The sequence below is a fragment of the Acidovorax temperans genome, from assembly GCF_028596105.1.
Lineage (GTDB): Bacteria > Pseudomonadota > Gammaproteobacteria > Burkholderiales > Burkholderiaceae_C > Acidovorax > Acidovorax temperans.
This window is the reverse complement of record NZ_CP117193.1, coordinates 96230-122296: the sequence shown is the minus strand read 5'-3', so window position 1 is coordinate 122296 and position 26067 is coordinate 96230. Positions and strand designations below refer to the sequence as shown.

General features: G+C 65.2%; 22 protein-coding genes. 7 read left to right on the top strand and 15 right to left on the bottom strand.

Features of this window, described 5'->3' with window-relative positions; genetic code table 11:
* The first annotated feature begins 105 nt into the window (after positions 1–105).
* The 3 genes from yiaY to PQV96_RS00535 all read left to right on the top strand — a co-directional run bounded on the left by yiaY (position 106) and on the right by PQV96_RS00535 (position 2371).
* Positions 106–1260, top strand: a complete 1155-nt coding sequence (gene yiaY, locus PQV96_RS00545; protein WP_273624237.1) for an L-threonine dehydrogenase — start codon at positions 106–108, stop codon at positions 1258–1260.
* 4 nt (positions 1261–1264) lie between these two features.
* Complete coding sequence (locus PQV96_RS00540) at positions 1265–1690, top strand: DUF779 domain-containing protein (RefSeq protein WP_273624236.1); 426 nt, start codon at positions 1265–1267, stop codon at positions 1688–1690.
* 234 nt (positions 1691–1924) lie between these two features.
* Positions 1925–2371, top strand: coding sequence for an acyl-CoA thioesterase (locus PQV96_RS00535; protein ID WP_273624235.1), 447 nt, complete (start codon positions 1925–1927; stop codon positions 2369–2371).
* Positions 2372–2422: 51 nt separating this feature from the next.
* Here the strand turns inward: PQV96_RS00535 and PQV96_RS00530 are convergent, their stop codons facing one another.
* The 10 genes from PQV96_RS00530 to def form a co-directional block, all read right to left on the bottom strand.
* The gene (locus PQV96_RS00530; RefSeq protein WP_207374271.1) at positions 2423–3415 is read right to left on the bottom strand and encodes a M14 family metallopeptidase; all 993 of its coding nucleotides are present in this window, start codon (positions 3413–3415) and stop codon (positions 2423–2425) included.
* On the bottom strand, positions 3412–4407 hold the full coding sequence (locus PQV96_RS00525; RefSeq protein ID WP_207374270.1) for a Bug family tripartite tricarboxylate transporter substrate binding protein: 996 nt from the start codon (positions 4405–4407) through the stop codon (positions 3412–3414). Before PQV96_RS00525 ends, PQV96_RS00530 begins: the two co-directional genes overlap by 4 nt.
* A gap of 128 nt (positions 4408–4535) precedes the next feature.
* Positions 4536–5432, bottom strand: coding sequence for a LysR family transcriptional regulator (locus tag PQV96_RS00520; RefSeq protein WP_207374269.1), 897 nt, complete (start codon positions 5430–5432; stop codon positions 4536–4538).
* A 61-nt stretch (positions 5433–5493) separates the two neighbouring features.
* Positions 5494–6324 carry an orotidine-5'-phosphate decarboxylase gene (gene pyrF / locus PQV96_RS00515; protein ID WP_207374268.1) on the bottom strand — a complete coding sequence of 277 codons (831 nt, stop codon included), beginning with the start codon at positions 6322–6324 and terminating at the stop codon, positions 5494–5496.
* A 114-nt stretch (positions 6325–6438) separates the two neighbouring features.
* Complete coding sequence (locus tag PQV96_RS00510) at positions 6439–7635, bottom strand: phosphoglycerate kinase (protein WP_207374267.1); 1197 nt, start codon at positions 7633–7635, stop codon at positions 6439–6441.
* Positions 7636–7818: 183 nt separating this feature from the next.
* Complete coding sequence (locus PQV96_RS00505; protein WP_198846130.1) at positions 7819–8154, bottom strand: AzlD domain-containing protein; 336 nt, start codon at positions 8152–8154, stop codon at positions 7819–7821.
* Positions 8151–8948, bottom strand: coding sequence for an AzlC family ABC transporter permease (locus PQV96_RS00500; protein ID WP_207374282.1), 798 nt, complete (start codon positions 8946–8948; stop codon positions 8151–8153). The genes PQV96_RS00505 and PQV96_RS00500 overlap by 4 nt, the downstream gene beginning before the upstream one ends.
* A gap of 29 nt (positions 8949–8977) precedes the next feature.
* Positions 8978–9958, bottom strand: a complete 981-nt coding sequence (fmt, locus tag PQV96_RS00495) for a methionyl-tRNA formyltransferase (RefSeq protein WP_207374266.1) — start codon at positions 9956–9958, stop codon at positions 8978–8980.
* 90 nt (positions 9959–10048) lie between these two features.
* Entirely contained in the window at positions 10049–10603 is a 555-nt protein-coding gene (locus PQV96_RS00490; RefSeq protein WP_273624234.1) for a hypothetical protein, read from the bottom strand.
* Entirely contained in the window at positions 10600–11109 is a 510-nt protein-coding gene (gene def / locus PQV96_RS00485) for a peptide deformylase (RefSeq protein ID WP_044394985.1), read from the bottom strand. The genes PQV96_RS00490 and def overlap by 4 nt, the downstream gene beginning before the upstream one ends.
* A gap of 177 nt (positions 11110–11286) precedes the next feature.
* On the opposite strand from def, the gene PQV96_RS00480 reads away from it, so the two are divergent.
* Both PQV96_RS00480 and dprA read left to right on the top strand, forming a co-directional pair.
* The gene (locus PQV96_RS00480; RefSeq protein WP_420482175.1) at positions 11287–12507 is read left to right on the top strand and encodes a LysM peptidoglycan-binding domain-containing protein; all 1221 of its coding nucleotides are present in this window, start codon (positions 11287–11289) and stop codon (positions 12505–12507) included.
* Positions 12508–12593: 86 nt separating this feature from the next.
* Positions 12594–13784 (top strand): DNA-processing protein DprA, encoded by a 1191-nt coding sequence (dprA, locus tag PQV96_RS00475; protein WP_273624231.1) that lies wholly within the window; start codon positions 12594–12596, stop codon positions 13782–13784.
* Positions 13785–13838: 54 nt separating this feature from the next.
* Here the strand turns inward: dprA and PQV96_RS00470 are convergent, their stop codons facing one another.
* The 5 genes from PQV96_RS00470 to PQV96_RS00450 all read right to left on the bottom strand — a co-directional run bounded on the left by PQV96_RS00470 (position 13839) and on the right by PQV96_RS00450 (position 23493).
* The gene (locus tag PQV96_RS00470; RefSeq protein WP_207374263.1) at positions 13839–16172 is read right to left on the bottom strand and encodes a DUF1631 domain-containing protein; all 2334 of its coding nucleotides are present in this window, start codon (positions 16170–16172) and stop codon (positions 13839–13841) included.
* A gap of 17 nt (positions 16173–16189) precedes the next feature.
* On the bottom strand, positions 16190–17143 hold the full coding sequence (gene secF, locus PQV96_RS00465; RefSeq protein ID WP_207374262.1) for a protein translocase subunit SecF: 954 nt from the start codon (positions 17141–17143) through the stop codon (positions 16190–16192).
* 11 nt (positions 17144–17154) lie between these two features.
* Positions 17155–19041 (bottom strand): protein translocase subunit SecD, encoded by a 1887-nt coding sequence (gene secD / locus PQV96_RS00460; protein ID WP_207374261.1) that lies wholly within the window; start codon positions 19039–19041, stop codon positions 17155–17157.
* A 109-nt stretch (positions 19042–19150) separates the two neighbouring features.
* Positions 19151–19486 (bottom strand): preprotein translocase subunit YajC, encoded by a 336-nt coding sequence (gene yajC / locus PQV96_RS00455; protein WP_207374260.1) that lies wholly within the window; start codon positions 19484–19486, stop codon positions 19151–19153.
* A gap of 431 nt (positions 19487–19917) precedes the next feature.
* The gene (locus PQV96_RS00450) at positions 19918–23493 is read right to left on the bottom strand and encodes an indolepyruvate ferredoxin oxidoreductase family protein (protein ID WP_273624230.1); all 3576 of its coding nucleotides are present in this window, start codon (positions 23491–23493) and stop codon (positions 19918–19920) included.
* 169 nt (positions 23494–23662) lie between these two features.
* On the opposite strand from PQV96_RS00450, the gene PQV96_RS00445 reads away from it, so the two are divergent.
* On the top strand, positions 23663–24151 hold the full coding sequence (locus tag PQV96_RS00445; protein ID WP_207374258.1) for an Lrp/AsnC family transcriptional regulator: 489 nt from the start codon (positions 23663–23665) through the stop codon (positions 24149–24151).
* Between the two features lie 147 nt (positions 24152–24298).
* The gene (locus tag PQV96_RS00440; RefSeq protein ID WP_273624229.1) at positions 24299–26053 is read left to right on the top strand and encodes an MFS transporter; all 1755 of its coding nucleotides are present in this window, start codon (positions 24299–24301) and stop codon (positions 26051–26053) included.
* Positions 26054–26067 lie beyond the last annotated feature (14 nt).

Here is a 26067-nt window from a genome sequence, read left to right as displayed (position 1 = left end):
CCTGGCCGCTTCGCCGCGCCCTCACGGGCGTACGATTTTTGGCGAAGCGGCCCGCTGCAGGCCCTGCAGCCCAGGCCGTCGTTTGATCCATCAAGGAGGTTCACGATGACCAGTACGTTCTTCATGCCCAGTGTCAACATCATGGGCGCAGGCTGTCTGCAGGAAGCCATGGTGGCCCTGAAAGGCCACGGCTTTCGCAAGGCACTGATCGTTACCGACGCCGTGCTCAGCAAGCTGGGCGTGGCAGCGCGCATTCAGGCCCAGTTGGCCGGGCAGCAGATTGCATCGGTGGTGTTTGATGGCACCCAGCCCAACCCCACGGTGGGCAATGTGCGCGCCGGGCTGGCGCAACTGAAGGCCGAGCAGTGCGACTTTGTGATCTCTTTGGGCGGCGGCTCGCCGCACGACTGCGCCAAGGGCATCGCCCTGTGCGCCACCAACGGTGGCGAGATTGCCGACTACGAGGGCGTGGACCGCTCTGCCAAGCCGCAACTGCCTCTGGTGGCCATCAACACCACGGCGGGCACCGCCAGCGAGATGACGCGCTTTTGCATCATCACCGACGAGACGCGCCACATCAAGATGGCCATCGTGGACCGCAACGTCACGCCCATCCTGTCCGTCAACGACCCCGAGCTGATGCTCGCCAAGCCCAAGGGCCTGACAGCCGCCACCGGCATGGATGCGCTGACCCACGCGGTGGAGGCCTATGTGTCCACCGCCGCCACGCCCATCACCGATGCCTGCGCATTGAAGGCGGTAGAGCTGATTGCCCGCCACCTGCGCACCGCCGTGAACCACGGCGACGACCTGAACGCCCGCGAGCAGATGGCCTATGCGCAGTTCCTGGCGGGCATGGCGTTCAACAACGCATCGCTGGGCTATGTGCATGCCATGGCGCACCAGCTGGGCGGCTTTTACGACCTGCCCCACGGCGTGTGCAACGCCTTGCTGCTGCCGCATGTGGAGGCGTTCAACGTGCCCACATCGGCCGCGCGCCTGCGCGACGTGGCCCATGCCATGGGCGTGAACGTGGCGGGGCTGGACGCCGAAGCGGGCGCACAAGCCTGCCTGGCCGCCATCCGCCAGCTGGCGCTGGATGTGGGCATTCCCAAGTGCCTGGCCGACCTGGGCGTGAAGGAAGCGGACATTCCGCTACTGGCCGCCTATGCATTGAAGGACGCCTGCGGCCTGACCAACCCGCGCACCGCCACGCAGGCGGACATTGAAGGCATCTTCCGCGGGGCCATGACGGCCTGACACCATGAAGGCCATGGACGCGGTGGATTCCACACACGCCAGCGGCACCCCACCACCCCCACGGGTGGTGGCCACGCCCGCCGCGCTGGAGCTGCTGGCCTTGCTGCAAGCCAAGCATGGGCAGGACCTGATGTTTCACCAAAGCGGGGGCTGCTGCGACAACAGCGCCGCCAACTGCTACCTGCCCGGCGAGATCACCATGGGTGCGGGCGATGTGTACCTGGGCGATATCGGCGGTTGCCGCTTCTACATGGGCAAGGCCCAGTACGAAACCTGGAAGCACACGCAGCTCATCATCGATGTGATCGACGGGCATGGCGGCGGCACCTTCTCGCTGGAGGGGCCCGAGGGCAAGGCCTTTCACACCCGTTCGCGGGTGTTCAGCCCCGAAGAACTGGTGGCCCTGGGCATCCAGCCGCCTGCGCCTTGATCTGTGGGATTGAGAAGGAATCGGCTTCCAGCGCTTATCCAGCAACCGCAATTAGCTATCAATACAATAGCAAACAAGCGCCGCCGTGCTGGCAAGCCTGCCAGTGCGGCGGGCTGCCTCGCCCCTACAAACGGTCACATTCAGGCGGGCAACGGTGGCCACCCTGTCGCGGCTCTCATGAATAATGGGTTGCATGAAGAACTTTTGCGGGCCAGCCTGGCCCCGCAGCAGCCCATGACCACCACCTCGACCATCTTGCGTTTTGTGGCAGATGCCTCTGCCGACAGCCCCGGCGGCCGCGTGGCCGCGGGCACCGTCATGAAGTGGATTGACGAAGCCGCTGCTGTGGTGGCCCACCAGTGGGCCAAGAGCCCCTGCGTGGCGGCCAGCTTTGGCAAGATCCGCTTCGCGCACCCCGTGGTGGCTGGTGCCCTGGTGGAGGTGGAAGCCCGCCTGGCCTACACGGGCACCACCAGCATGAACATCTTCATTGAAGTGCGCAGCGGCCCGCAGATCAGCGAGGCCTACCAGGAGGTGACGCACTGCGTGGCGGTGTTCGTCTCGCCCGACGACGCGGCCACGCCCCGCCCTGTGGACAAATGGACCCCCGAAACCCCCGGCGACATGGCGCTGGCGCAGCTGGTGCGCAACCAGATCGAGGCCGGGCGCCCCACGCACTGACGCTCACACTGACGCCCTCCCGGGCCGTGGACCAACGGCACCCAGGCCGGTTTACAGCAAGGTGCGCCGTGCGTAGCGCACCACCGTCACGCCGTTTTGCGCCTGCCGCGTGGACGGCATCACCAGCACGCAATCGTCATACGGAGTGAGCACAGGCTCACCATCGTTGTCGCCAATGACCGTGCCTTGCTTCTCAATGCACTCCAGCCCGGTGAAGGGCTCCACAAACCGGAATGCCGCACTGCGGGCCACCACGGGCTGGGTCACTTCCAGCGCCCATTGGCGGGGCGCATCGGGCAGGCGCCAGCCGGGCAGTTGCTGCGCCAGCGCTGCAGCAGAGATCACACCCGACTGTTCGATGAAGCGCACGCACTGGTCCTGGGCCACCTGCAGGCTGGCCGGGTCGCCATGGAAGCCGCACTCGATCAGCAGCGAACGGGTGTCGCCCGCCTGGTCATCCGGCAGACCGAAGCGGCCGTAGTCGCGCATGCGCACGCCGTCTTTGTGCCCGGCGTCCACCACGATGTGCTCGGGCGCGCGCATGGCCCGCGCCAGCGCCAGGTTGCGCGGCTGCACACCGGTGAGCAGCAACGGCGCCGAAGGCTCGTGCATGGAGTGGATGTCGAGCAGCCAGTCGGCACGCTGCACAAAAGGCCGCAGCGCGGCGGCGCGGCGGCGCTCAATGCTGTCGCCAGCGTCCATGCGCTCGTCCAGCCACTGGCGGTTCAGGTCCTGGTCCACAAAGCGCGAGGCGTCGTGGTGGGCCGCGTCAAAGCGGTCAAAGGCCGCCAGGTTGCAGAACGCCAGCGTCAGGCTGCCCTGTTCGGGCCGCACACCGGCCTCCAGCAGGCCCTTGAGCGCCCAGGCGCCGCACAGCTCGTTGCCGTGCACCAGCGCGCTGACCATGACGTTGCGGCCGGGCTTGCCGCTGTCAAAGTGCCACACGCCCTCCACGCCGGTGTTGCCGGCACGCCAGGCGCTGATGTCTGGCACCGGCAAAGCGAAGTGCAGCGGTGCGGGAGCGTTGTTCGGGGTCATGTTCATTCTTCAATCTTTGCGAATTGCACGATCTTGCGGTACTTGTCGATCTCGCTGGCGATGTACTTGTCTGTGTCCACGGTGGGCGAGGCCACCACCGAGCCCGTGGCTTCGAGCTTCTTGCGGAATTCGGGCGACTGCAGCGCATCGGTCAACGCCTTGCGCAGCTTGTCGTGAACGGGCTTGGGCAAGTTGGCAGGGGCCATCAGGGCAAACCACACACCAATGTCCACGTTCTTGAACTGGGGCGATTCAGCCAAGGCTGGAATGTCGGGCGTGATGGGCGAGCGCTTGGCTTCAGTGGTACCCAGGGCCATCACCTTGCCGCTCTTGATGTGCGGCAGGCCGCTGGAGAGCACGAACACGCCAAACTCCAGGTTGTTGCCCACCAGGTCGTTGGTGAGCGGCGCCACGCCACGGTAGGGGATGTGCGTCATGAACAGGTTGCCCTGGCTCTTGAGCATCTCGCCTGCCAGGTGCAGCGATGTGCCCACGCCGGAGCTTCCATAGCTGTACTTGCCAGGGTTCTTGCTGACGAGCTGAATGAAATCTGCCGCGTTCTTCACGCCCGAGGCGGGCGAGGCCACCAGCACCAGCGGCTGCGAAGCCACCAGGCCAATGGCGGTGAAGTCCTTGATGTCGTACTTGACTTTCTTGGTCACCAGCTTGTTGATGGCCAGCTCATTGCTCGCGCCCACCAGCAGCGTGTAGCCATCAGGCTGGGCGCTGGCCACCTTCTGCGCACCAATGGCACCGCCCGCGCCACCGATGTTCTCAATCACCACGGGCTGGCCCAGGCGGTTGGACAACTCGGTGCCCACCATGCGGCCCATCAAATCGGTGCTGCCGCCCGGGGGGTATCCCACCACAATGGTGATGGGCTTGCTGGGGTAGGCCGGGGCTTGCGCAAAGGCTGCAGGCGCCAGGGCCAGGCCAGCCAGTGCACCGACCGCCCAATGAAAAACGCGGCGACGCAGGGCCAATGGAACAGGACGCATGGTGATCTCCTCGATGGGAATGGAGCACCCATTGTGCGAAGCACGGTTGGGCACCGCGGTGCCAAAACGGCACCGAAACCAGCCTTTTCGGCACCCTGGCTGCACTGCGCCGGGCACCCTACGCCCCTTTAGCGACGCGCGATGGTGGACCAGAGGGATTCGGCCAGCGCGCTCAAACGGCGCTTGGGGCGGAACATGCGCACGTCAAACTTCACCTCCAGCCCCTTGCCACCGGCCGGGGCCAGTAGGCCCGATTTGACGTCGGAATGCACCACAGACAAGGGCAACCATGAAACGCCCAGCCCTTTGCGCACGTATTCGTAGTTGGCATCGGGCGAATCGCATTCCACCAGGCGCTTGAGGTGGGCGGCCAAGGGGTGGTGGGCCAGCAGGTCTTCCACCAGGCGCCCGAGCGCAAGGGTGCGGTCGTAGGCGATGTAGGGCACAGGCGCGCAGCCGGCTTCCAGCAGGTACATGGGGGCACCACTTGTATCGGTGCGCGAGACGGGCAGCAGCCGGTCGGTGGCCAGTGCAATGTGCTCGTACTCCCTGCCGTCCAGCGGCACCACCAGCGACGGGTGGTGGTACAGGATGGAAAAGTCGGCCAGGCCGTGTTGCAGGTCATGCACCGCATCCGCCAGCGAACGGGTGGAGATGCGCAACTCACCATCGGCCAGATAGGGCCGCAGCCGCACCAGCCAGTCGGCCACGATGGTGCGCGCCAGGGTGCGGCCGGTGCACAGCGTCACGGTGCGGCCCTGGCGGCCTGCAATGGCCATGAGTTCGTCGTGTGACTGCGCGAGGTGGCGCGTCATCTGCAGCGCGGTGTCCAGAAACGCCTCGCCCGCAGCCGTGAGCTTGACGGGGCCGGCCTCTCGCTCGATCAGCGGCGTGCCCGCCCAGGACTCCAGTGCGCGAATGCGGCGCCCAAAGGCCGGGTGGGTGACATGGCGCAGCTCGGCTGCGCGGGTGAAGCTGCGCTCCTGCGCCAGCGCCACGAAGTCCTCCAGCCATTTCAGTTGCATGGGCGAGGCTCCTGGGTGGAACGGGTGGGGCCGCAGGGGCAGGACGGCTTGGGGAGGGCGCTCAGGCGCTGCGCGCGGCCTCCAGCACCGCGCGGGTACGCAGGGCCTCGGCGCGGGCGGCCGCGCCAAAGTCATTACCCGAAGATGCGTACAGCACGGCACGCGACGAGTTCACGATGATGGGCCCGTCGCTGCGCAAGCCCGCGCGCACGGTGGCCACCGCATCGCCGCCCTGCGCGCCCACGCCGGGGATGAGCAGGGGCAGCGTGGGCGCAATGCTGCGCACGCGCTCAATCTCTTGCGGGTAGGTGGCACCCACCACCAGACCCAGCTGGCCGTTCAGGTTCCAGGGGCCCTGGGCCAGCTTGGCAATGTGTTCGTACATCAAAGGCTGGCCTTCAATGCTGGCCAGGCGCTGGTTTTGCAGGTCGTCGCCACCGGGGTTGGAGGTGCGACAGAGCAAGAAAGCACCCTTGCTGGGGTAGGCAGCCAGGTAGGGCTCGATGGAGTCAAAACCCATGAAAGGCGAGAGCGTGACCGCATCGGCGCCGTAGCGCTCGAATGCCTCTTTGGCGTACTGCTGTGCGGTGGAGCCGATGTCGCCGCGCTTGGCGTCCAGAATCACCGGCACCTGGGGCGCCGTGCGGCGCATGTGCTCCATCAGGCGTTCGAGCTGGTCTTCGGCCCGGTAGGCGGCAAAGTAGGCAATCTGCGGCTTGAACGAGCAGACCAGATCGGCCGTGGCATCGACGATGGCCGCGCAGAAGTCGTAAATCTTGCTGGCGTCGCCCTTCAGGTGGGCAGGGAAGCGGGAGGGCTCAGGGTCCAGACCCACGCACAGCATGGATTGGTTTTGCGTGGTGGCAGCGCGCAGGGTGTCGATGAAGGTCATGGGGGGTGATTTTAGTTGGGTGCCGCTGGACGAGCGTCGCTGGTCGGTCTGCCCATGAAAAAGGCCACCCCACAGGGTGGCCCTTTGAACCTGTTGACGAAGCGCGGAAGGAGCTTAGTTTCCGGCTGCGCGCTTTTCCAAAATCTCGAACGCGGGCAGGGTCTTGCCTTCCAGGACTTCCAGGAAAGCACCGCCGCCGGTGGAGATGTAGCCCACCTGCTTTTCGATGCCGTACTTGGCAATCGCAGCCAGGGTGTCGCCACCGCCCGCAATGCTGAAGGCGGACGATTCGGCAATCGCCTGGGCGATCTGCTTGGTGCCGTTTTCAAAGGCCGCAAACTCAAACACGCCCACAGGGCCGTTCCAGACGATGGTGCCTGCGGACTTGAGCTGGGCTGCAAGGCGGGCCGCAGTCTCGGGGCCGATGTCCAGAATCATGTCGTCTTCGGCCACATCGGTGGCGGCCTTCACGGTGGCGGGCGCATCGGCTGCAAAGGTCTTGGCGACCACCACATCGGTGGGGATTGGCACTTCGGCGCCACGGGCTTTCATCGCGGCCATCACGGCCTTGGCCGCGTCCAGCAGGTCGGGCTCGGCCAGGCTCTTGCCAATGGGCAGGCCCGCCGCCAGCATGAAGGTGTTGGCAATGCCACCGCCCACGATGAGCTGATCGACCTTGTCGGCCAGGCTTTGCAGGATGGTGAGCTTCGTAGACACCTTGGAGCCCGCCACGATGGCGGCCAGCGGGCGCTGGGGCTGGGCCAGGGCCTTGGTCAGGGCGTCAATCTCAGCCGACAGCAGTGGGCCTGCACACGCGATGGGGGCGAACTGCGCAATGCCGTAGGTGGTGCCTTCGGCGCGGTGGGCAGTGCCAAACGCGTCGTTCACGAAGATGTCGCACAGCGCGGCCATCTTGCGGGCCAGCTCTTCCTTGTTCTTTTTCTCGCCCACGTTCAGGCGGCAGTTTTCCAGCAGCACGACCTGGCCGGGGGCCACTTGCACGCCGTCCACCCAGTTGGCCACCAGAGGCACATCACGGCCCAGCAGTTCTGCCATGCGCTTGGCCACGGGGGCCAGGGAGTCTTCAGGCTTGAACTCGCCTTCGGTCGGGCGGCCCAGGTGGCTGGTCACCATGACGGCAGCGCCAGCGTCCAGCGCCATGCGGATGGCGGGGATGGAGGCGCGGATGCGGGTGTCTTCGGTGATGTTGCCGGCGTCGTCTTGCGGCACATTCAGGTCGGCACGGATGAAGACGCGCTGGTTGCGGGCCTTGCCCTGGGCGCACAGATCGGAAAAGCGAAGGATGTTCATAGCAGAGGTGTAAAGGGAAAGGAGGGCTCTCGCGGCGGCCATTTTAGTAACCGCAGCAGAGGGTGCCCCGCTGTCTGTGCCAGTGCACCCGTGGAACTGGCTTTGCCAGGCCACCGGGTGCGTCCCCCTCCCGCGAAGCGAGAGAGGGGGAAGGCGCCGAAGGCGACTCAGGGGGTGCTATCTCTACCAGCCCCAGCCGATGTGCAAAGGCAGGTACACCGCCATGCCCACCACGATGGTGCCGAGGATGCCGCGCCGCCAGAAGTAGTAACCGGTGGCACACAGCACGGCGGGCAGCCGGGCGTCTTGAAACGTGTTGATGAGCTGGCCCTGCGACATGAGGATCTCTGGCGCGATCACGGCCGTGAGCGCCGCCAGGGGCGCGTATTTGAGGCCCCGCTTGAGCCAGCTGGGCATGGACATCTCGCGCTCGGGGATCATGAAGAACGACCGCGACACCACGGTGATGACCGCCAACCCGAGGATGGCGATGACGGGTTCAACCCAGGACCAGTTCATGGATGACGCTCCTCGCGCACGGGCACGACGTCGCCGTCGCGCACATGCTGTTTTTCGTCCGCAGGCAGTTTTTCGTTGGCGGGCACCAGCAGCAGCTCGGGGTGGCGGCGGCGGTGCTCCACCGCTTCGATCATCAGCCCCACGGCCACGGCGGCGGCAATGGCCACCAGGATGTTGAGCTTGAGCGGCAGCGCAAAGGCGGCAATGGCCGCCGTGGCCGCCACGCCCGTGGCCAGCCAGGTGGCGCGGTCAAACAGCAGGGACAGCAGCACCCCCAATAGCGCCAGCACACCCGCAAACCCGAGGCCCCAGGACAGCGGCACCACGTTGGCCAGGGCGATGCCCACCAGCGAAGGCACCTGCCACGCCAGCCAGTTGGTGCAGGCCGCACCCCAGAAGTAGGGCACCTGGTCAGGCTCGGGCTTTTGCTCGGGAAAGCGCTTCATGAAGGCGACAAAGATCACGTCGCCGCTGAAATAGCCCGTGGCCAGCCGCCAGCGCAGCGGCAGGTGCGCAAAGTAGCTGCGCCACATGCTGCTGAAGATGACGAAGCGCAAGTTGACGCACGCGGCGGTGAGCCACACCACCCACAGGGGCGCACCCACCGTGAGCAGCGGGATGACGGCCAGCTGGGCGCTGCCTGCGTACACCACCAGCGACATGAACACCGCCATGGGCAGCGACATGCCACTCTTGATCATGGCCACGCCCGTGACCAGCCCCCAGGCACCAATGCCCACCGAGGTGCCCGCCATGTCTTTGCCCGCCAGCCGAAACGACGGGTGGCTCAGCATGGCCCGTGCACGGGCCCAGGGCGACGCGCTCACGCGGCCACCGTGCTGGCACCCAGCACCTGGCCCACAGGCAGCGGAAAGCCGCGCAGAAAGTCTGCCACCGGCAGGCGCTTGCCCCCGGCGCGCTGCAGGGTGGTCAGGCGCAGGGCGCCGCCCTCGCCGCAAGCCACCGTCACACCCTCTGGGCCTGATGCCAAAATCTGCCCGCAGCGCTCATTGGATAAGCGCGAGTAGCTATCAATTTCATAGCCCCACACCTTGATCGCCTCGCCTTGCAACGCGGTGCTGGCGCCAGGAAAGGGATCGAAGGCGCGAATGCGCTGGCCAATGACATGGGCTGGCAAAGACCAGTCGATCTCGCTCTCGGCCTTCTCGATCTTGTGCGCGTAGGTCACGCCCTCGGCAGGCTGGGGCACGGGCTGCAGGCCGCCACAGGCGGCCAGCTCCAGCGCCTCCACGATCATGCGGCCACCCAGCTCGGCCAGGCGGTCGTGCAGCACGGCCGTGGTGTCGGTGGTGGCAATGCGGGTTTTTTCGACCAGCAGCATGTCGCCCGTGTCCAGCCCGGCGTCCATCTGCATGATGGTGACACCCGTTTCGGCATCGCCCGCTTCGATGGCGCGGTGAATGGGCGCCGCGCCCCGCCACCGCGGCAGCACGCTGGCGTGGATGTTGAGACAACCTTTGGCGGGCAAATCCAGCACCCACTGCGGCAGGATCAGCCCGTAGGCGGCCACCACCATCACATCGGCCTGGGCGGCCAGCAGGGCCTCGCGCGCGGCGGCGGCGTCTTCAGGGTATTTGCCGTCCAGCCGCAGGCTGCGCGGCTGGGCCACGGCAATGCCGTGGTCCAGCGCGCATTGCTTGACGGGGGAGGCCTGCAGCTTCATGCCACGGCCAGCAGGGCGGTCGGGCTGCGTCAGCACCAATGGCACGGTGAATCCCGCCGCCAACAGGCGCGCCAGGGCCACGCGGGCAAATTCGGGGGTTCCGGCAAAAATCACTCTCATGGCAAATCTCTCGCAATACGGCTCAGCCGGGCAACGGCCCGCGCGGGCTGGTGGCACAAGGGGCGCTAAAAATGAGGCGCCGCGCCACCGTCATGGGCGGTCGTCGGGGGCGTTGGATACATCGTCCACAAACAGCACACGCTGCACCGTGCCCGATGGATCGATGTGGAGGTAGGCAAAGCGCGGGTCGGACAGCTGAAGGAACCGGTACGTCCAGACTTCGCCCTCAAACCGGGCCACACGGTCCACCCGCTGGGGCGCTCCCAACCAGTAGCGCACATCCGATACCGTCCACTGCCCGACGGGGATCTGCTCCAGCCAGGCCTGCGTCAGCGCTGGCGCATTGCGCACCAGGCGCCCCGTGGCGTCGAAATCCAGGTTGTAGACCTGAACGCCTGCGGGCAGTTCCGAGTATTGCCACCGCTCGCCGCCTTCGGGGCGGGGATACACGGCGGTGGGAGGCCCCAGGCGCACGGCCACGTCGGCCCGCGCGGAGCCCAGAGCCTCTTTGCCCGGCACTGCGCAGCCCACCATCACAGCGCACACCGCACCTGCACTGCACACCGCCAGCCAACGCAGCACCTGCGCCCAACGGGCGCGCGGAGCATGGTGGTGGGGTTGTGCAGCAGGTGCGGAGGTATTCACTCCCGATTACCTCGCTGCTGCTTGAGCATTTTGGTTTTGATGCGGTTGCGTTTGAGGGGCGACAGATATTCCACAAACACCTTGCCGAGCAGGTGGTCCATTTCGTGTTGAATACAAACCGCCAGCAAACCCTCGGCTTCCACAGTATGCGGCTGGCCCTTCTCGTTGAGCGCCTTCACATGAACGCGGGTGGAACGCTCCACGCCGTCGTATATGCCGGGCACGGAAAGGCAGCCCTCGTCGCCCACCTGCTTTTCGGGGCTGGCCCAGGTGATTTCCGGGTTGATGAGAACCAGAGGCTGGTCGCGCTCCTCAGATACGTCAATGACCACCACGCGTTCGTGCACGTCAATCTGGGTGGCCGCCAAGCCGATGCCGTGGGCGTCGTACATGGTGGCCAGCATGTCGGCCACCAGGGTCTGGATGCGTTCATCCACCGCAGCCACAGGCTTTGCCACCTTGTGCAGGCGCGGATCGGGGAAACAAAGAATAGGAAGAATTGCCATGAAACCAGGTAATAAGTGTCGCTATTTTCGCCACTTTTGAGCAAAGGCGCTGGCCCCCAAGCCAATATTCATTGCCCAATCAAGGGCTTGAGCAGAGAATCTGAGATGATTTGTAATGTATTTGCCAGCAGTTTCGTGGAAAAAAGGCTGCTGGCATCAGTGAGGGGGCGTATACCAATGCATCAAAAAAGGAAAAACAGGATGGCTTTCACCAGCGCACAGAAAACAGCCTTGGGAGCGCTGGCAGTCATTGCCGCTTTTACCTGCACACCTACTTTCGCCCAGAAATACCCCATTACCGATGCCCAGCGCAGCACCGCCCAGCAGGTGGCTGAAAAAGGTATTCCCGTGTCTGAATTGGCGCCCAACGCGCCAGACACCTATGTGGTCAAACGTGGCGATACGCTGTGGGATATTTCTCGCATGTACCTCAAGAGCCCCTGGCGCTGGCCAGAGCTATGGGGCATGAACCTCAAGGCGCTGCCCAATCCGCACCTGATCTTCCCAGGGCAGACGCTGTACCTGGACAAGAGCGATGGCTACGCGCGCCTGCGCACCCAGCCCACGGGCGGGTCCGACACAGTGCGCCTGTCACCCCGCACCCGCACGGACAGCCTTGCCAGCCTGGCGCTGCCCACGCTCAAGACCCACCTGATCGCGCCGTTCCTGGTGGAACCGCTGGTGACTGATGCCGCCACCATCGAGCAAGCCCCGCGCCTCGTCGCCACCACCGACCAGCGTGTGCTGATGGCCGCTGGCGACCGGGTGTACGCACGCGGCAACCCTGATGCACCGCTGAGCACCAAACCCGGCCAACCCCGCAGCTTCCGCGTCTTCCGGGAAGCCATTCCGCTCAAGGACCCCGTTACCGGGGAGGTGCTGGGTTATGAAGCCCGTTACCTGGGCAATGCCGAACTCGCGCGCAGCGAAACCACGGAAGAAATCAGCGACGGCAAAGGCAACCTCAAGCAAGAGCCCGTGCCCGCCACGGTAGACATCACATCCACCAAGGAAGAAATTCGCGCCGGTGACCGCATGCTGCCCGAGCCACCCCGCACCTTCAAAAACTACATTCCGCACGAGCCCCAGACCAGCGTGAATGCACGGGTGGTGTCCATCTACGGCTCCACCCCCGTCGCCGTAGCTGGGCAAAACCAGGTGATCGCCATCAACATGGGAACCGCCCAAGGCATGGAGCCAGGCCATGTGCTGACGCTGCTCACCCAGGGCGACCGCGTGAGGGACACGACGGCAGAGGGCAAGCCCACCATCAAGCTGCCCAGCGAGCACAATGGCCTGGCCATGGTGTTCCTGACGTTCGAGCGCGTTTCCTACGCACTGCTGCTGGACGTGCGCACCGGTGTGCGCGTGGGTGACCGTCTGGCCAACCCCCAGTAAACGTTGCGCCCACCAGCGTGACCCATCCAACGGGGCCTGCGGGCCCCGTTTTTACGTAGCCTCTCAATCTTTCTCTGAGCCCGCTTATGGACCGCGATGAACTAGGCGCATGGCTGCGGCTTGCCACCACACCAGGCATTGGCAACCAGACCGCGCGCAAATTGCTGGCCACCTTTGGGCTGCCCACAGCCCTCTTTGCACAAACCGAGGCAGCGCTGAGCCAGTGCGTCAGCGAGCGGCATGCACGCGCGCTGGTCACGGTGCCCCCATCGTGGCCTGAACTGCTGGAAAAGACCTGGCAATGGCTGCACGCCAGCGATTTGGCCGAAGGCACTGCGCGCGCCATCATCACCCTGGGGGATGGGCGCTATCCCAAGAAACTGCTCGACACCGAGGACCCGCCGCTCATGCTCTACGTGGTGGGCGCCCGCGCCGTGGTGCAAGGTCAGCCCTTCGCCGAAGGGCGCTGCCTGGCCGTGGTGGGTAGCCGAAACCCCACGGCGCAAGGCGCGGACAACGCCTACCAATTTGCGAAGGCATTGGGTGCCACAGGGCTCACGATCGTCTCGGGCCTCGCACTGGGCGTGGATGCGGCTGCCCATGAAGGCGCTCTGGCCCCTATCGCACCAGACCGTCCCTTGAAACAAGGCGACGCACCCGCGACCATCGCCGTGGTGGGAACAGGACTGGACCGCGTGTACCCCAGCCGCCATCTGGACTTGGCGCACCGCATTGCCCGGCATGGCTTGCTGGTGAGCGAGTACCCCCTGGGCACGCCCCCGTTGGCCCCCAACTTTCCCAAGCGCAACCGCATCATTTCAGGCCTGTCGCAAGGCACGCTGGTGGTAGAGGCGGCCCTGGCGTCTGGCTCGCTGATCACTGCCAGGCTGGCGACGGAACAAGGACGCGAGGTGTTTGCGATTCCGGGTTCGATCCACGCCCCGCAATCCCGGGGTTGTCACGCCCTCATCAAGCAAGGGGCCAAGCTCGTGGAGTCTGCACAAGACGTGCTGGAAGAATGCAGTTGGGCGCTACCGGCCGCCACCTCATTCACGGCTGGCGACACAGCCGTCGGCTCTGGCGAACCTGCTGCGATCGCCCCCCAGGAAAGTGCGCTGTTGCAAGCCATGGGCTACGACCCTGTCGGGCTGGATGCCTTGGTCAACCGCACAGGGATGGACGCCGCGAGCCTGCAGGTGCAATTACTGGAACTGGAGCTGGATGGGGTGGTCGCCCGTTTGCCAGGGGCACTGTTCCAACGGGTGGGGCGGGGCTGAACGTGAGATAGGCCCGGCTGGCGGTGCGCCGAACCGCAGAGATCGCTGCAGGGCTCAGTCGAGCAGGCGTTCCGGGTTAGCGTCCAGCTTGGCCAAGGCATCACGGGTGGCGCGCATGGTGAGGCCCTCTTCATCCTGTGCCACCAGAAGCCCGCTTTGGAGGTACGCCGCCAGTCGACGCAGCTGGATCAGGTAGCTGCTGCCATCCACGGCAGCAAACAAGTGCAATTGCTTGCGTTTGCTCTGCCACACGTACTGCACCTGGGCGGAAGAGCCGTTGTGGTCCAGCGTGTACCAGGTGCCGGGTTTGAGCTCTTGGGCCCAGGCCACCATCGCATCGTCCACAGGTGCGTCGTTGTCAGCGATGACAAAGATCGACGAGGCATCGATGCCCAGCATCATCTCGATGCTTTCGGAATTGAGCGGCATGTCGCCCAAGGTGGCATCGTTGATGAAGTCTTCCAGGTTGGCCAGGCGCTTGGACATCGCCTCGATGTGGGCTTGCGGAATGCTGGCGGTCTTGGAGAGGAAGGCTTCTGCCAGGGTATCCGTCAAGACCTTGATGGTGGCGTCCTGGTCTGCGCCAGTCACGCCGATCAGGGTCAGCCCCTGGCGCAAACGTTGCAGCAGCCCCGGCAGTTGCTGGATCACCAGCGCGCGATCGCTGCGATTGGGCTTGGCACTGGCCGCCCACACCAGGTCGGCCGCTGTTTGCTTGAACATGACGGTGTCGGCGTGCTGCGCGCCATCGCGCACGGCCGACAGTGCCAGCACCTCGGCCCAGGTCTTGAACAGGAACTCGCGGATCTCGTCGCGCACCGGCATGTCGCGAAGCATGGTGCGCAGCTCGATGGTGTACTGGATGGCCAGCGTCTCGCGCTGCTCTACCTGCTGGGCCACACTGACCAAGCGTGAAGTGGCCTGCTTTTCAGTGAGGAATTTGGAGAGGAATTTCTCAAACTCCTCGTGCACCAGCTGAAACACCCGCCGCCCCGTTTCCGGGTACTGCTCAATCACCTGCACGACCCGGCGAATTTCCGCCTCCAGTGCGCTGCCGTTGATGGCGGTGGCATCAAAGCCCATCACACAAGCGCCCATGCGGTCAATGAGCTGGCGTGCAGGGTGGTCCAGGTTGCTGAAAAACTCCGGCTCGGCCAGCGCCACACGCAGCACGGGCACCTGAAGGCGGGCGAACCACACGCGCACTGCGGGCGGAATGCGGTCTTCCGCCAAAATGCTCTGGAACATCAGCGCCACCACCTCGATGATGGCTTTCTCACCAGGGGTAACGGCTTTTTTCTTCAGCTCGGCGGAACGCTCGCGCACCGCCCCGGCCACCTGCACTACCGCCGCTGGGCTGTAATCCTCCGCGATGGTGACCATGTCGCTGTAATGCGTTTCCGCCTGCACGCGCTGGGCCGACAGTGCATGCGCCAGCGCCGCCGAGGCAGGCGGTGCCTGGGTCATGTCAAAGCCCGTTACAGGCTGGGACAACAGGCGGCGCAGTTGCCCCATCACGCCCTGCGCCCGTTGGCGGGCACGGATCAAGGGAGTCATGCCGGTGACGGCGCCCAAACCACCACCCGCCATGGCGGGGTACGACCCAGGCACCCGTGGCATGGAGCCACCCATGGGCCCCATAGGGGGACGCCGCAGGGGCTCACCACGGCCTGACGCAGGGCCAGCCACGCGATCAGATCTTTCAGCCCCCAAGGCCGCGGCGCCCGAAGCCCCTGCGGTGGTTCGGCGAACACGGTTGCGCATGTCCGTGGGCGCTGCCACGCCCTGTTCCACATAAAAAACGTTGACGGCCTGGTACTGCTTTTGCACCTGGTTGGCCAGCTCGCGCTGCAGCGGGTCAATCACCCGCAGCAAATCGGTGCGGGGCAAGCCTGCTTCCACCCACTGCTCGACCAGCTTCAGGCAGATGGTCTCCGCCCGCAAGATGTCAGTGCTGTCCATGTCTTGCCCCTCCAGCACCTGGGTGCGCTGGCGCAAGGAGTCGAACTGCTGGCTAACCTGCTCGGCCACCGTGAGGGCCATGCGAGAAGCGACGATCTTGTTTTCCACCACATCGTCGCTGAGCAGCTCGAAGGAGAGATTCACAGCGCGGCCGCCCGGGCCAGCGCTGGCAGCGGGTAGCACCGCGTCACGCCACGCCTTGGCGGTGCCGTCAAGCCATGCGGCCTGGTGCTGCTGGTACAGCAGCCAGGCATCGCGGCGGGTCTGCATTTCTCGCTGGGTGGCTGTCTGCGCCATCAGCGCCGACAGGAATTCACCCACTGTTTTGTGAAGGTCTGGCAGAGTGGCGCACAAACCCTCGACGAAACGCTGCCGCGCTTGGCGCGCCAGGCGGCGTTGCGCAACGAGCGTTTCTGGAGTCTGCATGCGCCAATATTACCGGGTCAAACCGCTGCTCCGGCGTTGGGATCGTTCGGATCACCACCTTCTTTGCGCGGTGCCGACACCAGGTCTTCCCGCTTGACGCCCAGCCACATGGCAATGGCGGCCGCCACAAACACCGAGGAATAGATACCGAACAAGATACCGATGGTCAGCGCCAACGCAAAGTAGTGCAGGCTGGGGCCGCCAAAGAACAGCATGGACAGCACCATGGCCTCGGTCGAGGCGTGGGTGATGATGGTGCGGCTCATGGTGCTGGTGATGGCGTGATCAATCACCTCTGAGGTGGTCATCTTGCGGTACTTGCGGAAGGCCTCGCGGATCCGGTCAAAAATCACGACCGACTCGTTGACCGAGTAGCCCAGCACGGCCAGCACAGCCGCCAGCACCGACAGCGAGAACTCCCACTGGAAGAAGGCAAAGAAGCCGAGAATGATCACCACGTCGTGCAGGTTGGCGATGATGGCCGCCACACCGAACTTCCATTCAAAGCGGAAGGCCAGGTAGATCACGATGCCCAGCACCACAAAGGCCAGCGCCATAAGGCCCCCGTGCACCAGCTCTTCCCCCACCTGAGGACCGACAAACTCGGTGCGGCGCAGAGTCACGTCCGCATCGTTCGCCTTGAGCGCCTGCAGCACCTGCTCGCTCTGCTGGGCGGATGTGACACCCTTTTGCACGGGCAGGCGGATCAGCACGTCACGGGGCGTGCCAAAGCTCTGCACCTGCACATCGGTGTAGCCCAAGCCAGACACCGTCTCGCGCACCTTGGCCAGCTCAGCGGGCTGGCTGTAGGCCACTTCCATCACCGTGCCACCGGTGAACTCCACCGACAGGTGCAACCCACGGGTGAGCAGGAAGAAGACTGCCAATGCAAAGGTGATGAAGGAGATCGCGTTGAAAATCAACGCGTGCTTCATGAAGGGAATGTCTTTTTTGATTCGGAAGAACTCCATGTCTTCCTCCTTTATTGCGACTTGGCCACGGCAGTGGCGTCCGACTCAGGCTTCCAGACCTGGCCGATGGAAACGCTCTTGAGCTTTTTCTGGCGCCCGTACCACAGGTTCACCAGACCACGCGAGAAGAACACGGCCGAGAACATGCTGGTCAAAATGCCAATGCAGTGCACCACCGCAAAGCCGCGCACGGGGCCCGAGCCAAACGCCAGCAGGGCCAGGCCCGCAATCAGTGTGGTCACGTTGGAGTCCAGAATCGTGGCCCAGGCACGGTCGTAGCCCGTGTGGATGGCCGCTTGCGGGGCCACGCCAGCGCGCAGCTCTTCGCGCACACGTTCATTGATCAGCACGTTCGAGTCGATGGCCACACCAATGGCCAGCGCCATCGCGGCAATACCGGGCAGCGTGAGCGTGGCCTGCAGCATGGACAAGATGGCCACCAGCAGCATCACGTTCACCGCCAGCGCGATGCTGGAGATCACGCCAAACAGCTGGTAGTACACGCACATGAACGCAGCGATGGCAGCCAAGCCCCACACCACGCTGTGGATACCACGCTCGATGTTGTCGGCACCGAGGCTGGGGCCGATGGTGTATTCCTCGATGATTTCCATGGGCGCGGCCAGCGAACCGGCGCGCAGCAGCAGCGCGATGTTGTTGGCCTCGGCCGTGGTCATGCGGCCCGAAATCTGCACGCGGCCACCACCGATTTCAGAGCGGATGACAGGCGCCGTCACCACTTCGCCCTTGCCCTTTTCAAACAGCACGATGGCCATGCGCTTGCCAATGTTCTCACGCGTGATGTCGCGGAAGATGCGCGAGCCCTTGGCGTCCAGCGTCAGGTTCACGGTGGGTTCTTGCGTCTGGCTGTCAAAGCCGGGCTGGGCGTCGGTCAGGTTTTCACCGGTCAGGATGACCTGCTTCTTCACGATCACCGACTGGCCGCTGCGCTCGGGGTAGCGCTCGGAGCCAAAGGGCACGGGGCCACGGCCTTGCTCGGCGGCGCGCGCCTCGGTGCTTTCGTCCACCATGCGCACTTCCAGCGTGGCCGTACGGCCCAGAATATCCTTGGCCTGGGCGGTGTCTTGCACGCCGGCCAGTTGCACCACGATGCGATCCAGGCCCTGCTGCTGGATCACGGGCTCGGTCACACCCAGTTCGTTGATCCGGTTGTGGAGCGTGACGATGTTCTGCTTGACAGCTTGCTCTTGCACCTTGCGAGCGGCCTCGGGCTTGATGCTGGCGCGCAGGCGCAGGCCGTCGCCATCGGGCTGGCTCACCACCTGCAAGTCGGCAAACTGGTCGGCAATGATGTTGCGCACCGTGTTCTGGGTGGCTTCGTCGGCCACCTTGATGTCGATGGTCTGGCCGTCGCGCGAGATACCGCTGTGGCGCACATTCTTCTCGCGCAGCGCGGTGCGGATGTCACCGGAATAAGCCTCGGCCTTCTTGGTGAGGGCCGCCTGCATGTCCACCTGCAGCATGAAGTGAACGCCGCCCCGCAGGTCCAGCCCCAGGAACATGGGGCGGGCATGGATGGCACTGAGCCACGCGGGGGTGCGTGAAATCTGGTTGAGCGCGACGACGAAGCTCGGGTCGTTCGCATCGGGCACCAGGGCCTTCTGGATCACGTCCTTCGCCTTGAGCTGGTTTTCCAGCGTGTCGAAGCGTGCGCGCACCGAAGTGCCTTCCACCGCCACCCGCTCGGCCGTCAGGCTGGCGGCGGCCAGGGCCTGCTCCACCCGCTGCGCCACAGCGTCGTCGATCTTGACGCCGCTCTTGACCGCAGAAACCTGCACCGCAGGCGTTTCACCAAAGAAATTGGGCAGGCTGTACAAGGCACCCACCAGCAGCACGATCACCAGGATCGCCCACTTCCAGACCGGATATCGGTTCATGATCGCGCTCTTACCTCACGGAAAGCTTGTGGGGCGGGCAGCACGGCGGCCCCTGCCCCTGACGAGGGCTGGCGACGACCACCGCTGCCACGCCCTGACTCTGGTTTGGTTACTTCACCGTGCCCTTGGGCAGCACTTGCACCACGGCGCTGCGCTGGATCTGCACTTCCACGTTGTTGGCGATTTCGATGTGCAGGAAGCCTTCCGACAGGCGCGTGACCTTGCCGATGATGCCGCCAGCGGTAGCGACTTCGTCGCCCTTGGCCAGCGCGTCAATCATGGCGCGGTGTTCCTTTTGGCGCTTCATCTGGGGGCGGATCATGACGAAGTACAGCACCACGAACATCAGCACCAGAGGCAGCATGCCGGTCAGCGAAGACATCAGGTCGCCACCACCTGCAGCGGCGGCAGGAGCGGTCTGAGCAAAAGCAGAAGAAATAAACACGTCAAGGACTCCCAGCAGAGGATCAAAAATTCGAAATTCCACACAGCCAGCGGAGGATGCCGAATGGGGAGTTCGCTGATGCAATAAAGAGGTCGAAATCGTCGCCAGGCAAGGCGCCAACCACAGCGATAGCCGTCGCTATCGCGAGGATTGGCAACGCGGCCTGGCGGCGATGCTCGGCGTCTTTATGCAACGAATTCCCAATTCAGGGCCCTCGGCGCCCGCCATGGGGTAACCGGACATTGTATGCGGCGCCTATGTCATCACCCAAGACCGGATGGGCCTGGGGGGGTTGGCTGACCGCAGAGGGTTTTCACATATCCATAAAAATAGCTTCTGGCGCTTATCCATCAAGCGCCAGAAGCTATCAAATTAATAGCAATTGATTTCACTGACACCGCCGCGCCACGGCAGTGCCAGTTCGCAAAGGCTCAGGCCGCCTGGCGCTGGGCAGGTGCGCCGGGGCTGCGCCACTGCGCCATCAGGCCATTCCACTTGGCACGCGCGGCCTTGAGGTGGCGCTCCTTGACATGGCCGTAGCCACGGATGTCTTCCGGAATGTGCGCAATCTCCACCGCCAGGGCCAGCTTGTCGGCGGTCAGGCCGGCCAGCAGTTCGTCGATGCAGGCGCGGTATTCCACGATCAGGGCGCGCTCGGTGCGGCGCTCTTCGGTCTTGCCAAAGATGTCGAAGGCCGTGCCACGCAGGCCTTTCATCTTGGCCAGCAGGCCGAAGGCGTTGCGCATCCAGGGGCCATAGGGCTTTTTCACCAGTTCACCCTTCTCGTTCTTGGCGGCCGACAGGGGCGGCGCCAGGTGGTGCACCAGTTTGAAGTCGCCCTCAAACTGCGCGGCGATCTTGTCCATGAACGCCTTGTCGGTGTGCAGACGGGCCACTTCGTACTCGTCCTTGTAAGCCATAAGCTTGAACAGGTAGCGGGCCACCGCCTCGGTCAGGCGGGTGGTGGTGCCCAGCTGGGCCTCGGCGACCTGCACCTTTTGCACAAAGGCCTGGTAGTCGGCAGCGTAGGCTGCGTTCTGGTAGCCGGTGAGGAAGTCCACGCGCTTGGCGATCATGTCGGCCAGGGCGGGTTTCTTCACGAACTGGATCACCTGTGCCGCCTGGAACAGTGCCTGCACAGCGGGCAGATCGTGGGCGCAGCGGCGGCCCCATTCAAAGGCGGCCTTGTTGTTTTCCACCTGCACGCCGTTGAGTTCCATGGCGCGCATCAGCGAGGCCAGGGTCAGCGGCACGCGGCCCTTTTGCCAGGCGTAGCCCAGCAGCAGCGGGTTGGTGTAGATGCTGTCGCCCAGCAGTTGCGTAGCCACCTGTTCGGCGTCAAAGCTGCCCACGCTGCCATCGCCCAGGGCGCTGGTGATGGCCGTGTCGCAATGCGCGTCGGGGAACTGCCAGTTGGGGTTGTTCACGAACGACGCGGTGGGCGTGCGGTGCGTGTTCAGCGCCACAAAGGTGCGGCCCGGTTGCAGCACGGCCAGCGTGGCCTTGTTGGCGGCCACGATGGCGTCGCAGCCAATCACCAGGTCGGCCTTGGCGGTATCGACCTTGGTGGTGTAGATGGCATCGGGCCGGCTGGCGATCTGGATGTGGCTCCAGGTGGCGCCGCCCTTCTGGGCCAGGCCTGCGGCGTCTTGCGTGATGACGCCCTTGCCCTCCAGGTGGGCCGCCATGCCCAGCAGCGAGCCAATGGTGATCACCCCGGTGCCGCCCACGCCCGCCACCACGATGCCCCAGGCCATATCGGCCACGGGCAGCACGGGTTCGGGAATGTTGGGCAGGGCCGAGAGGTCGCCCTTCTTGTCTTTCTTGGGCTTCTTGAGCTGGCCGCCTTCCACCGTGACGAAGCTGGGGCAGAAGCCCTTCACGCACGAGTAGTCCTTGTTGCAGGTGCTCTGGTTGATGCGGCGCTTACGGCCAAATTCGGTCTCCACCGGCTCCACCGACAGGCAGTTGGACTGCACCGAGCAGTCGCCACAGCCCTCGCACACCAGCTCATTGATGACCACCGTCTTGTCGGGCGTGGCCAGCTTGCCGCGCTTGCGGCGGCGGCGCTTTTCGGTGGCGCAGGTCTGGTCGTAGATGATGGCCGTGCAGCCCTTGATCTCGCGGAACTCGCGCTGGATGCGGTCCAGCTCGTCGCGGTGGTGCACCGTGACGCCCTGGGCCAAGGCCACGCCGTCGTACTTCTGCGGCTCGTCCGTCACGATGACCAGCTTGGCCACCCCCTCGGCCTTCAGGCTGTTCATGATCTGCAGCACCGTGTGGCCCTCGGGCCGTTCGCCCACCGCCTGCCCGCCGGTCATGGCCACGGCGTCGTTGTAGAGCACCTTGTAGGTGATGTTCACACCCGCCGCAATGCTCTGGCGGATGGCCAGCAGCCCGCTGTGGAAGTACGTGCCGTCGCCCAGGTTGGAGAAGATGTGCTCTTCGGTGGTGAACGGCTGCTGGCCCACCCAGGTCACGCCCTCGCCACCCATCTGCGTGAAGGTGCTGGTGCGGCGGTCGGGCATCCAGTTGACCATGTAGTGGCAGCCGATGCCGGCCACGGCGCGCGAGCCCTCGGGCACGCGGGTGCTGGTGTTGTGCGGGCAGCCGCTGCAGAACCAGGGCGTGCGGTCGCCAGAAGGGTCCACCTGGGTCTCTGCCAGCGCGCGTTCACGGGCTTCGATGATGGCCAGGCGGGCGTCCATGCGCTGCACTACGTGCTCGGGCACGCCCAGCTTTTTCAGGCGCTTGGCAATGGCCTTGGCGATGAGGGCGGGCGTCAGGTCGGCCTTGGGGCGCAGCAGCCAGTTCTGGCTGGGGTTGGGCATGCTCCACTCGCCGCCCGAGTTGTCGCCCGGCACTTCGTCGAACTTGCCCAGCACGTTGGGGCGCACATCGGCGCGCCAGTTGTACAGCTCTTCCTTGAGCTGGTATTCGATGACCTGGCGCTTTTCCTCCACCACCAGAATTTCTTGCAGGCCCTCGGCAAAGTCGCGGGTGATGGTGGCTTCGAGCGGCCACACCACGTTGACCTTGTGCACGCGAATGCCCAGGCTGCGGCAGGTGTCGTCATCGAGCCCCAGGTCCACCAGGGCCTGGCGCATGTCGTTGTAGGCCTTTCCGCTGGCAATGATGCCGAAGCGGTCTTGCTTGCCTTCGATGACGTTGTAGTTGAGCTTGTTGGCGCGGATGTACGCCAGGGCCGCGTACCACTTGTAGTCCATCAGGCGCGCTTCCTGCTCCAGCGGCGCGTCGGGCCAGCGGATGTGCAGGCCGCCGGGCGGCATGGCGAAGTCTTCGGGAAGGATGATCTTCACGCGGTCCGGGTCCACGCTGATGCTGCTGGACGACTCGACCACCTCCTGGATGGTCTTCATGCCCGACCACACGCCCGAGAAGCGGCTCATGGCAAAGGCGTGCAGGCCCATGTCCAGAATCTCTTGCACGCTGCTGGGGAAGAACACCGGCGTGCCGCAGGCCTTGAAGATGTGGTCGCTCTGGTGCGCGGCCGTGCTGCTCTTGCTGATGTGGTCGTCGCCCGCAATGGCGATCACGCCGCCGTGCTTGGACGTGCCCGCCATGTTGGCGTGCTTGAACACGTCCGCGCAGCGGTCTACGCCCGGGCCCTTGCCGTACCAGATGCCGAAGACGCCGTCGTATTTCTTCTTCTCGGGGTACAGGTCGAGCTGCTGCGTGCCCCACACGGCGGTGGCGCCCAGCTCTTCGTTCACGCCGGGCTGAAAAACGATGTGGTTTTCGGCCAGGTGTTTCTTGGCCGCCCACAGCGCCTGGTCGTAGGTGCCCAGCGGACTGCCGCGGTAGCCGCTGATGAAGCCCGCCGTATTCAGGCCCGCGGCCGCGTCGCGCTGGCGCTGCAGCATGGGCAGGCGCACCAGGGCCTGCACGCCGCTCATGAAGGCGCGGCCTTCGGGCAGGGTGTACTTGTCATCCAGCGATACCGTCTCGAGCGCTTTGCGGATGGACTCCGGTAGGGGGGCATTCATAGTGGCGTGTTCCTGTGGGGGTGGCGTGCCATCCAGGCCTTGTGGGCTTGAACGGCCGCGTGATGGATGGTTTTGGTCCAGTGTAGGCAGGGGGCCGCGATATGTGCTTTCGTTTTTATGCCGTGTTTACCCTCGATTCAGAAAGATTCTTTCTTGAAATAATGGAAAAATGAATAATTTGGACAAATACGACCTCGCCATCTTGCAAGAATTGCAGGCCGACGCCCGCCTGACGAATGCCGAACTGGCCCAGCGCGTGGGCCTGTCGGCCGCGCCGTGCTGGCGCCGGGTGCGCGCGCTGGAAGAAGCCGGCTTCATCAAAGGCTACCGCGCCGAAATCGACCGCCACAAGATCGGCCTGGGCGTGCTGGCCTTCGTGCGGCTCGATGCCGACCGCAGCACCGGCAACCTGACGCGGGCGATGGAGGAAGCCATCCGCCAGATTCCCGAGGTGGTGGCCTGCCACTACATCAGCGGCACGGGCACGTTCGAGTTGCAGGTGGTGGCACGCGACCTGGACAGCTTTTCGCAGTTTGCGCGCGACGTGCTGCTGAACCTGCCCAACGTGAAAGACATGCACACCAGTTTCTCGCTGGGCGAGGTCAAGGCCAGCGGGGCGCTGCCGCTGGCGCACCTCACGGCGCTGAAGTCGCGCTGAGTGGCTCATTTGCTCTTATTTCGATAGCTACTTGCGCTTGATGGACGAGCGCCAGAGCCTCTTTTTCCTATCAGAGCCCATGAAACAAACCGGGTCGCGCGCTGCGTTTCGGGCGGGACGAGGTCAGACATCGCACAATGGGGCCACATGCCACCCCAGCCCCACCACGACACCCCCCACCACATCGTGCCCCCTGAGGCGACCCCGCCCAGCGCGGCCGCCCCCGCCGCCAGCGTGAACACCGCCGCCGAACGCGCGGCCCTGGCCCAGGGCACCGAAGAATCGGCCCAGCACAGCCTGGAGCAAAGCGCCTCCACCGGGGCCGTGCATTCCGACACCTCCCTCTCGCCCTTCGCGCCCCTGTCCGTGCCCGTGTTCCGCATGCTGTGGCTGACCTGGGTGGCGGCCAACACCTGCATGTGGATGAACGACGTGGCCGCCGCGTGGCTGATGACCACGCTGACCACCTCGCCCGTGCTGGTGGCGCTGGTGCAGTCGGCCTCCACCCTGCCCGTGTTCTTGCTGGGCCTGCCCAGCGGCGCGCTGGCCGACATCCTGGACCGGCGCCGCTACTTCATGGCCACGCAGTTCTGGGTGGCTGCGGTGGCCGTGGTGCTGGCCTTTGCCATCGTCTCGGGCGGCATGACGGCGCCGCTGCTGCTGGCCCTCACCTTTGCCAATGGCATCGGGCTGGCCATGCGCTGGCCCGTGTTTGCCGCCATCGTGCCCGAGCTGGTCAGCCGCCCGCAGTTGCCTGCCGCGCTGGCGCTGAACGGCGTGGCCATGAATGCCTCGCGCATCGTGGGCCCGCTGCTGGCGGGCGCCATCATCGCCAGCGCGGGCAGCGCCTGGGTATTTGTGCTCAACGCCGTGCTGTCGGTGCTCTCGGGCCTGGTCATCATGCGCTGGAAGCGCGAGCATGTGCCCAGCCCGCTCGGGCGCGAGCGCCTGCCCAGCGCCATGCGCGTGGGCGTGCAGTTTGTGCGCCAGTCGCCGCGCATGCGCGCCGTGCTATGGCGCATCTCCGTCTTCTTCCTGCACGCCACCGCCCTCATGGCCCTGCTGCCGCTGGTGGCCAAGGGGCTGGAGGGCGGCGGCGCGGGCACCTTCACGCTGCTGCTGGCCAGCATGGGCGCGGGCGCCATCGTGGCCGCGCTGTTTTTGCCCCGCCTGCGCCAGGCCATGCCGCGCGATGCGCTGGTGCTGCGCGGCACGCTGGTGCAGGCCGCCGCCACCGGGGTGATGGCCTGGGCCCCCAACGTGTACGTGGCCGTGCCCGCCATGGTGCTGGCTGGCATGGCGTGGATCACCACCGCCAACACGCTCAGCGTATCGGCCCAGCTGGCGCTGCCCAACTGGGTGCGGGCACGGGGCATGTCCATCTACCAGATGAGCATCATGGGCGCCACCGCCGCAGGCGCGGCGCTGTGGGGCCAGGTGGCCTCGCTCACCAACGTGCACACCAGCTTGAGCCTGGCGGCCGTGAGTGGCGGCATCGTGATGGCCGTGGTGCAGCGCCTGGTTGCCGACCGCGCCATCGAGGAAGACCTGAGCCCCTCCAGCGCCTTCAAGGCCCCCACGGCCCCGACGCCGCCCGAGGCAGGGCGCGTGGTGGTCACCATCGAATACGTCATCCACCCCGCCCGCGCCAACGAGTTCCGCGCCGTGATGCAGGAAAGCCGCCGCAGCCGCCTGCGCCAGGGCGCACTGGACTGGCAACTGCTGCACGACATCAGCAACCCGACGCGCTATGTGGAGCGCATCGAAGACGAGTCGTGGACGGAACACCTGCGCCGCTTCGACCGCGTGACGGCATCGGACGTCGCGCTGCGCGAGCGCAAGCTGGCCTTCCACACCGGCGATGCGCCGCCAGTGGTGACGCGGTGGACGGTGGAGCGGTGAGGGGTTTGGGTGTT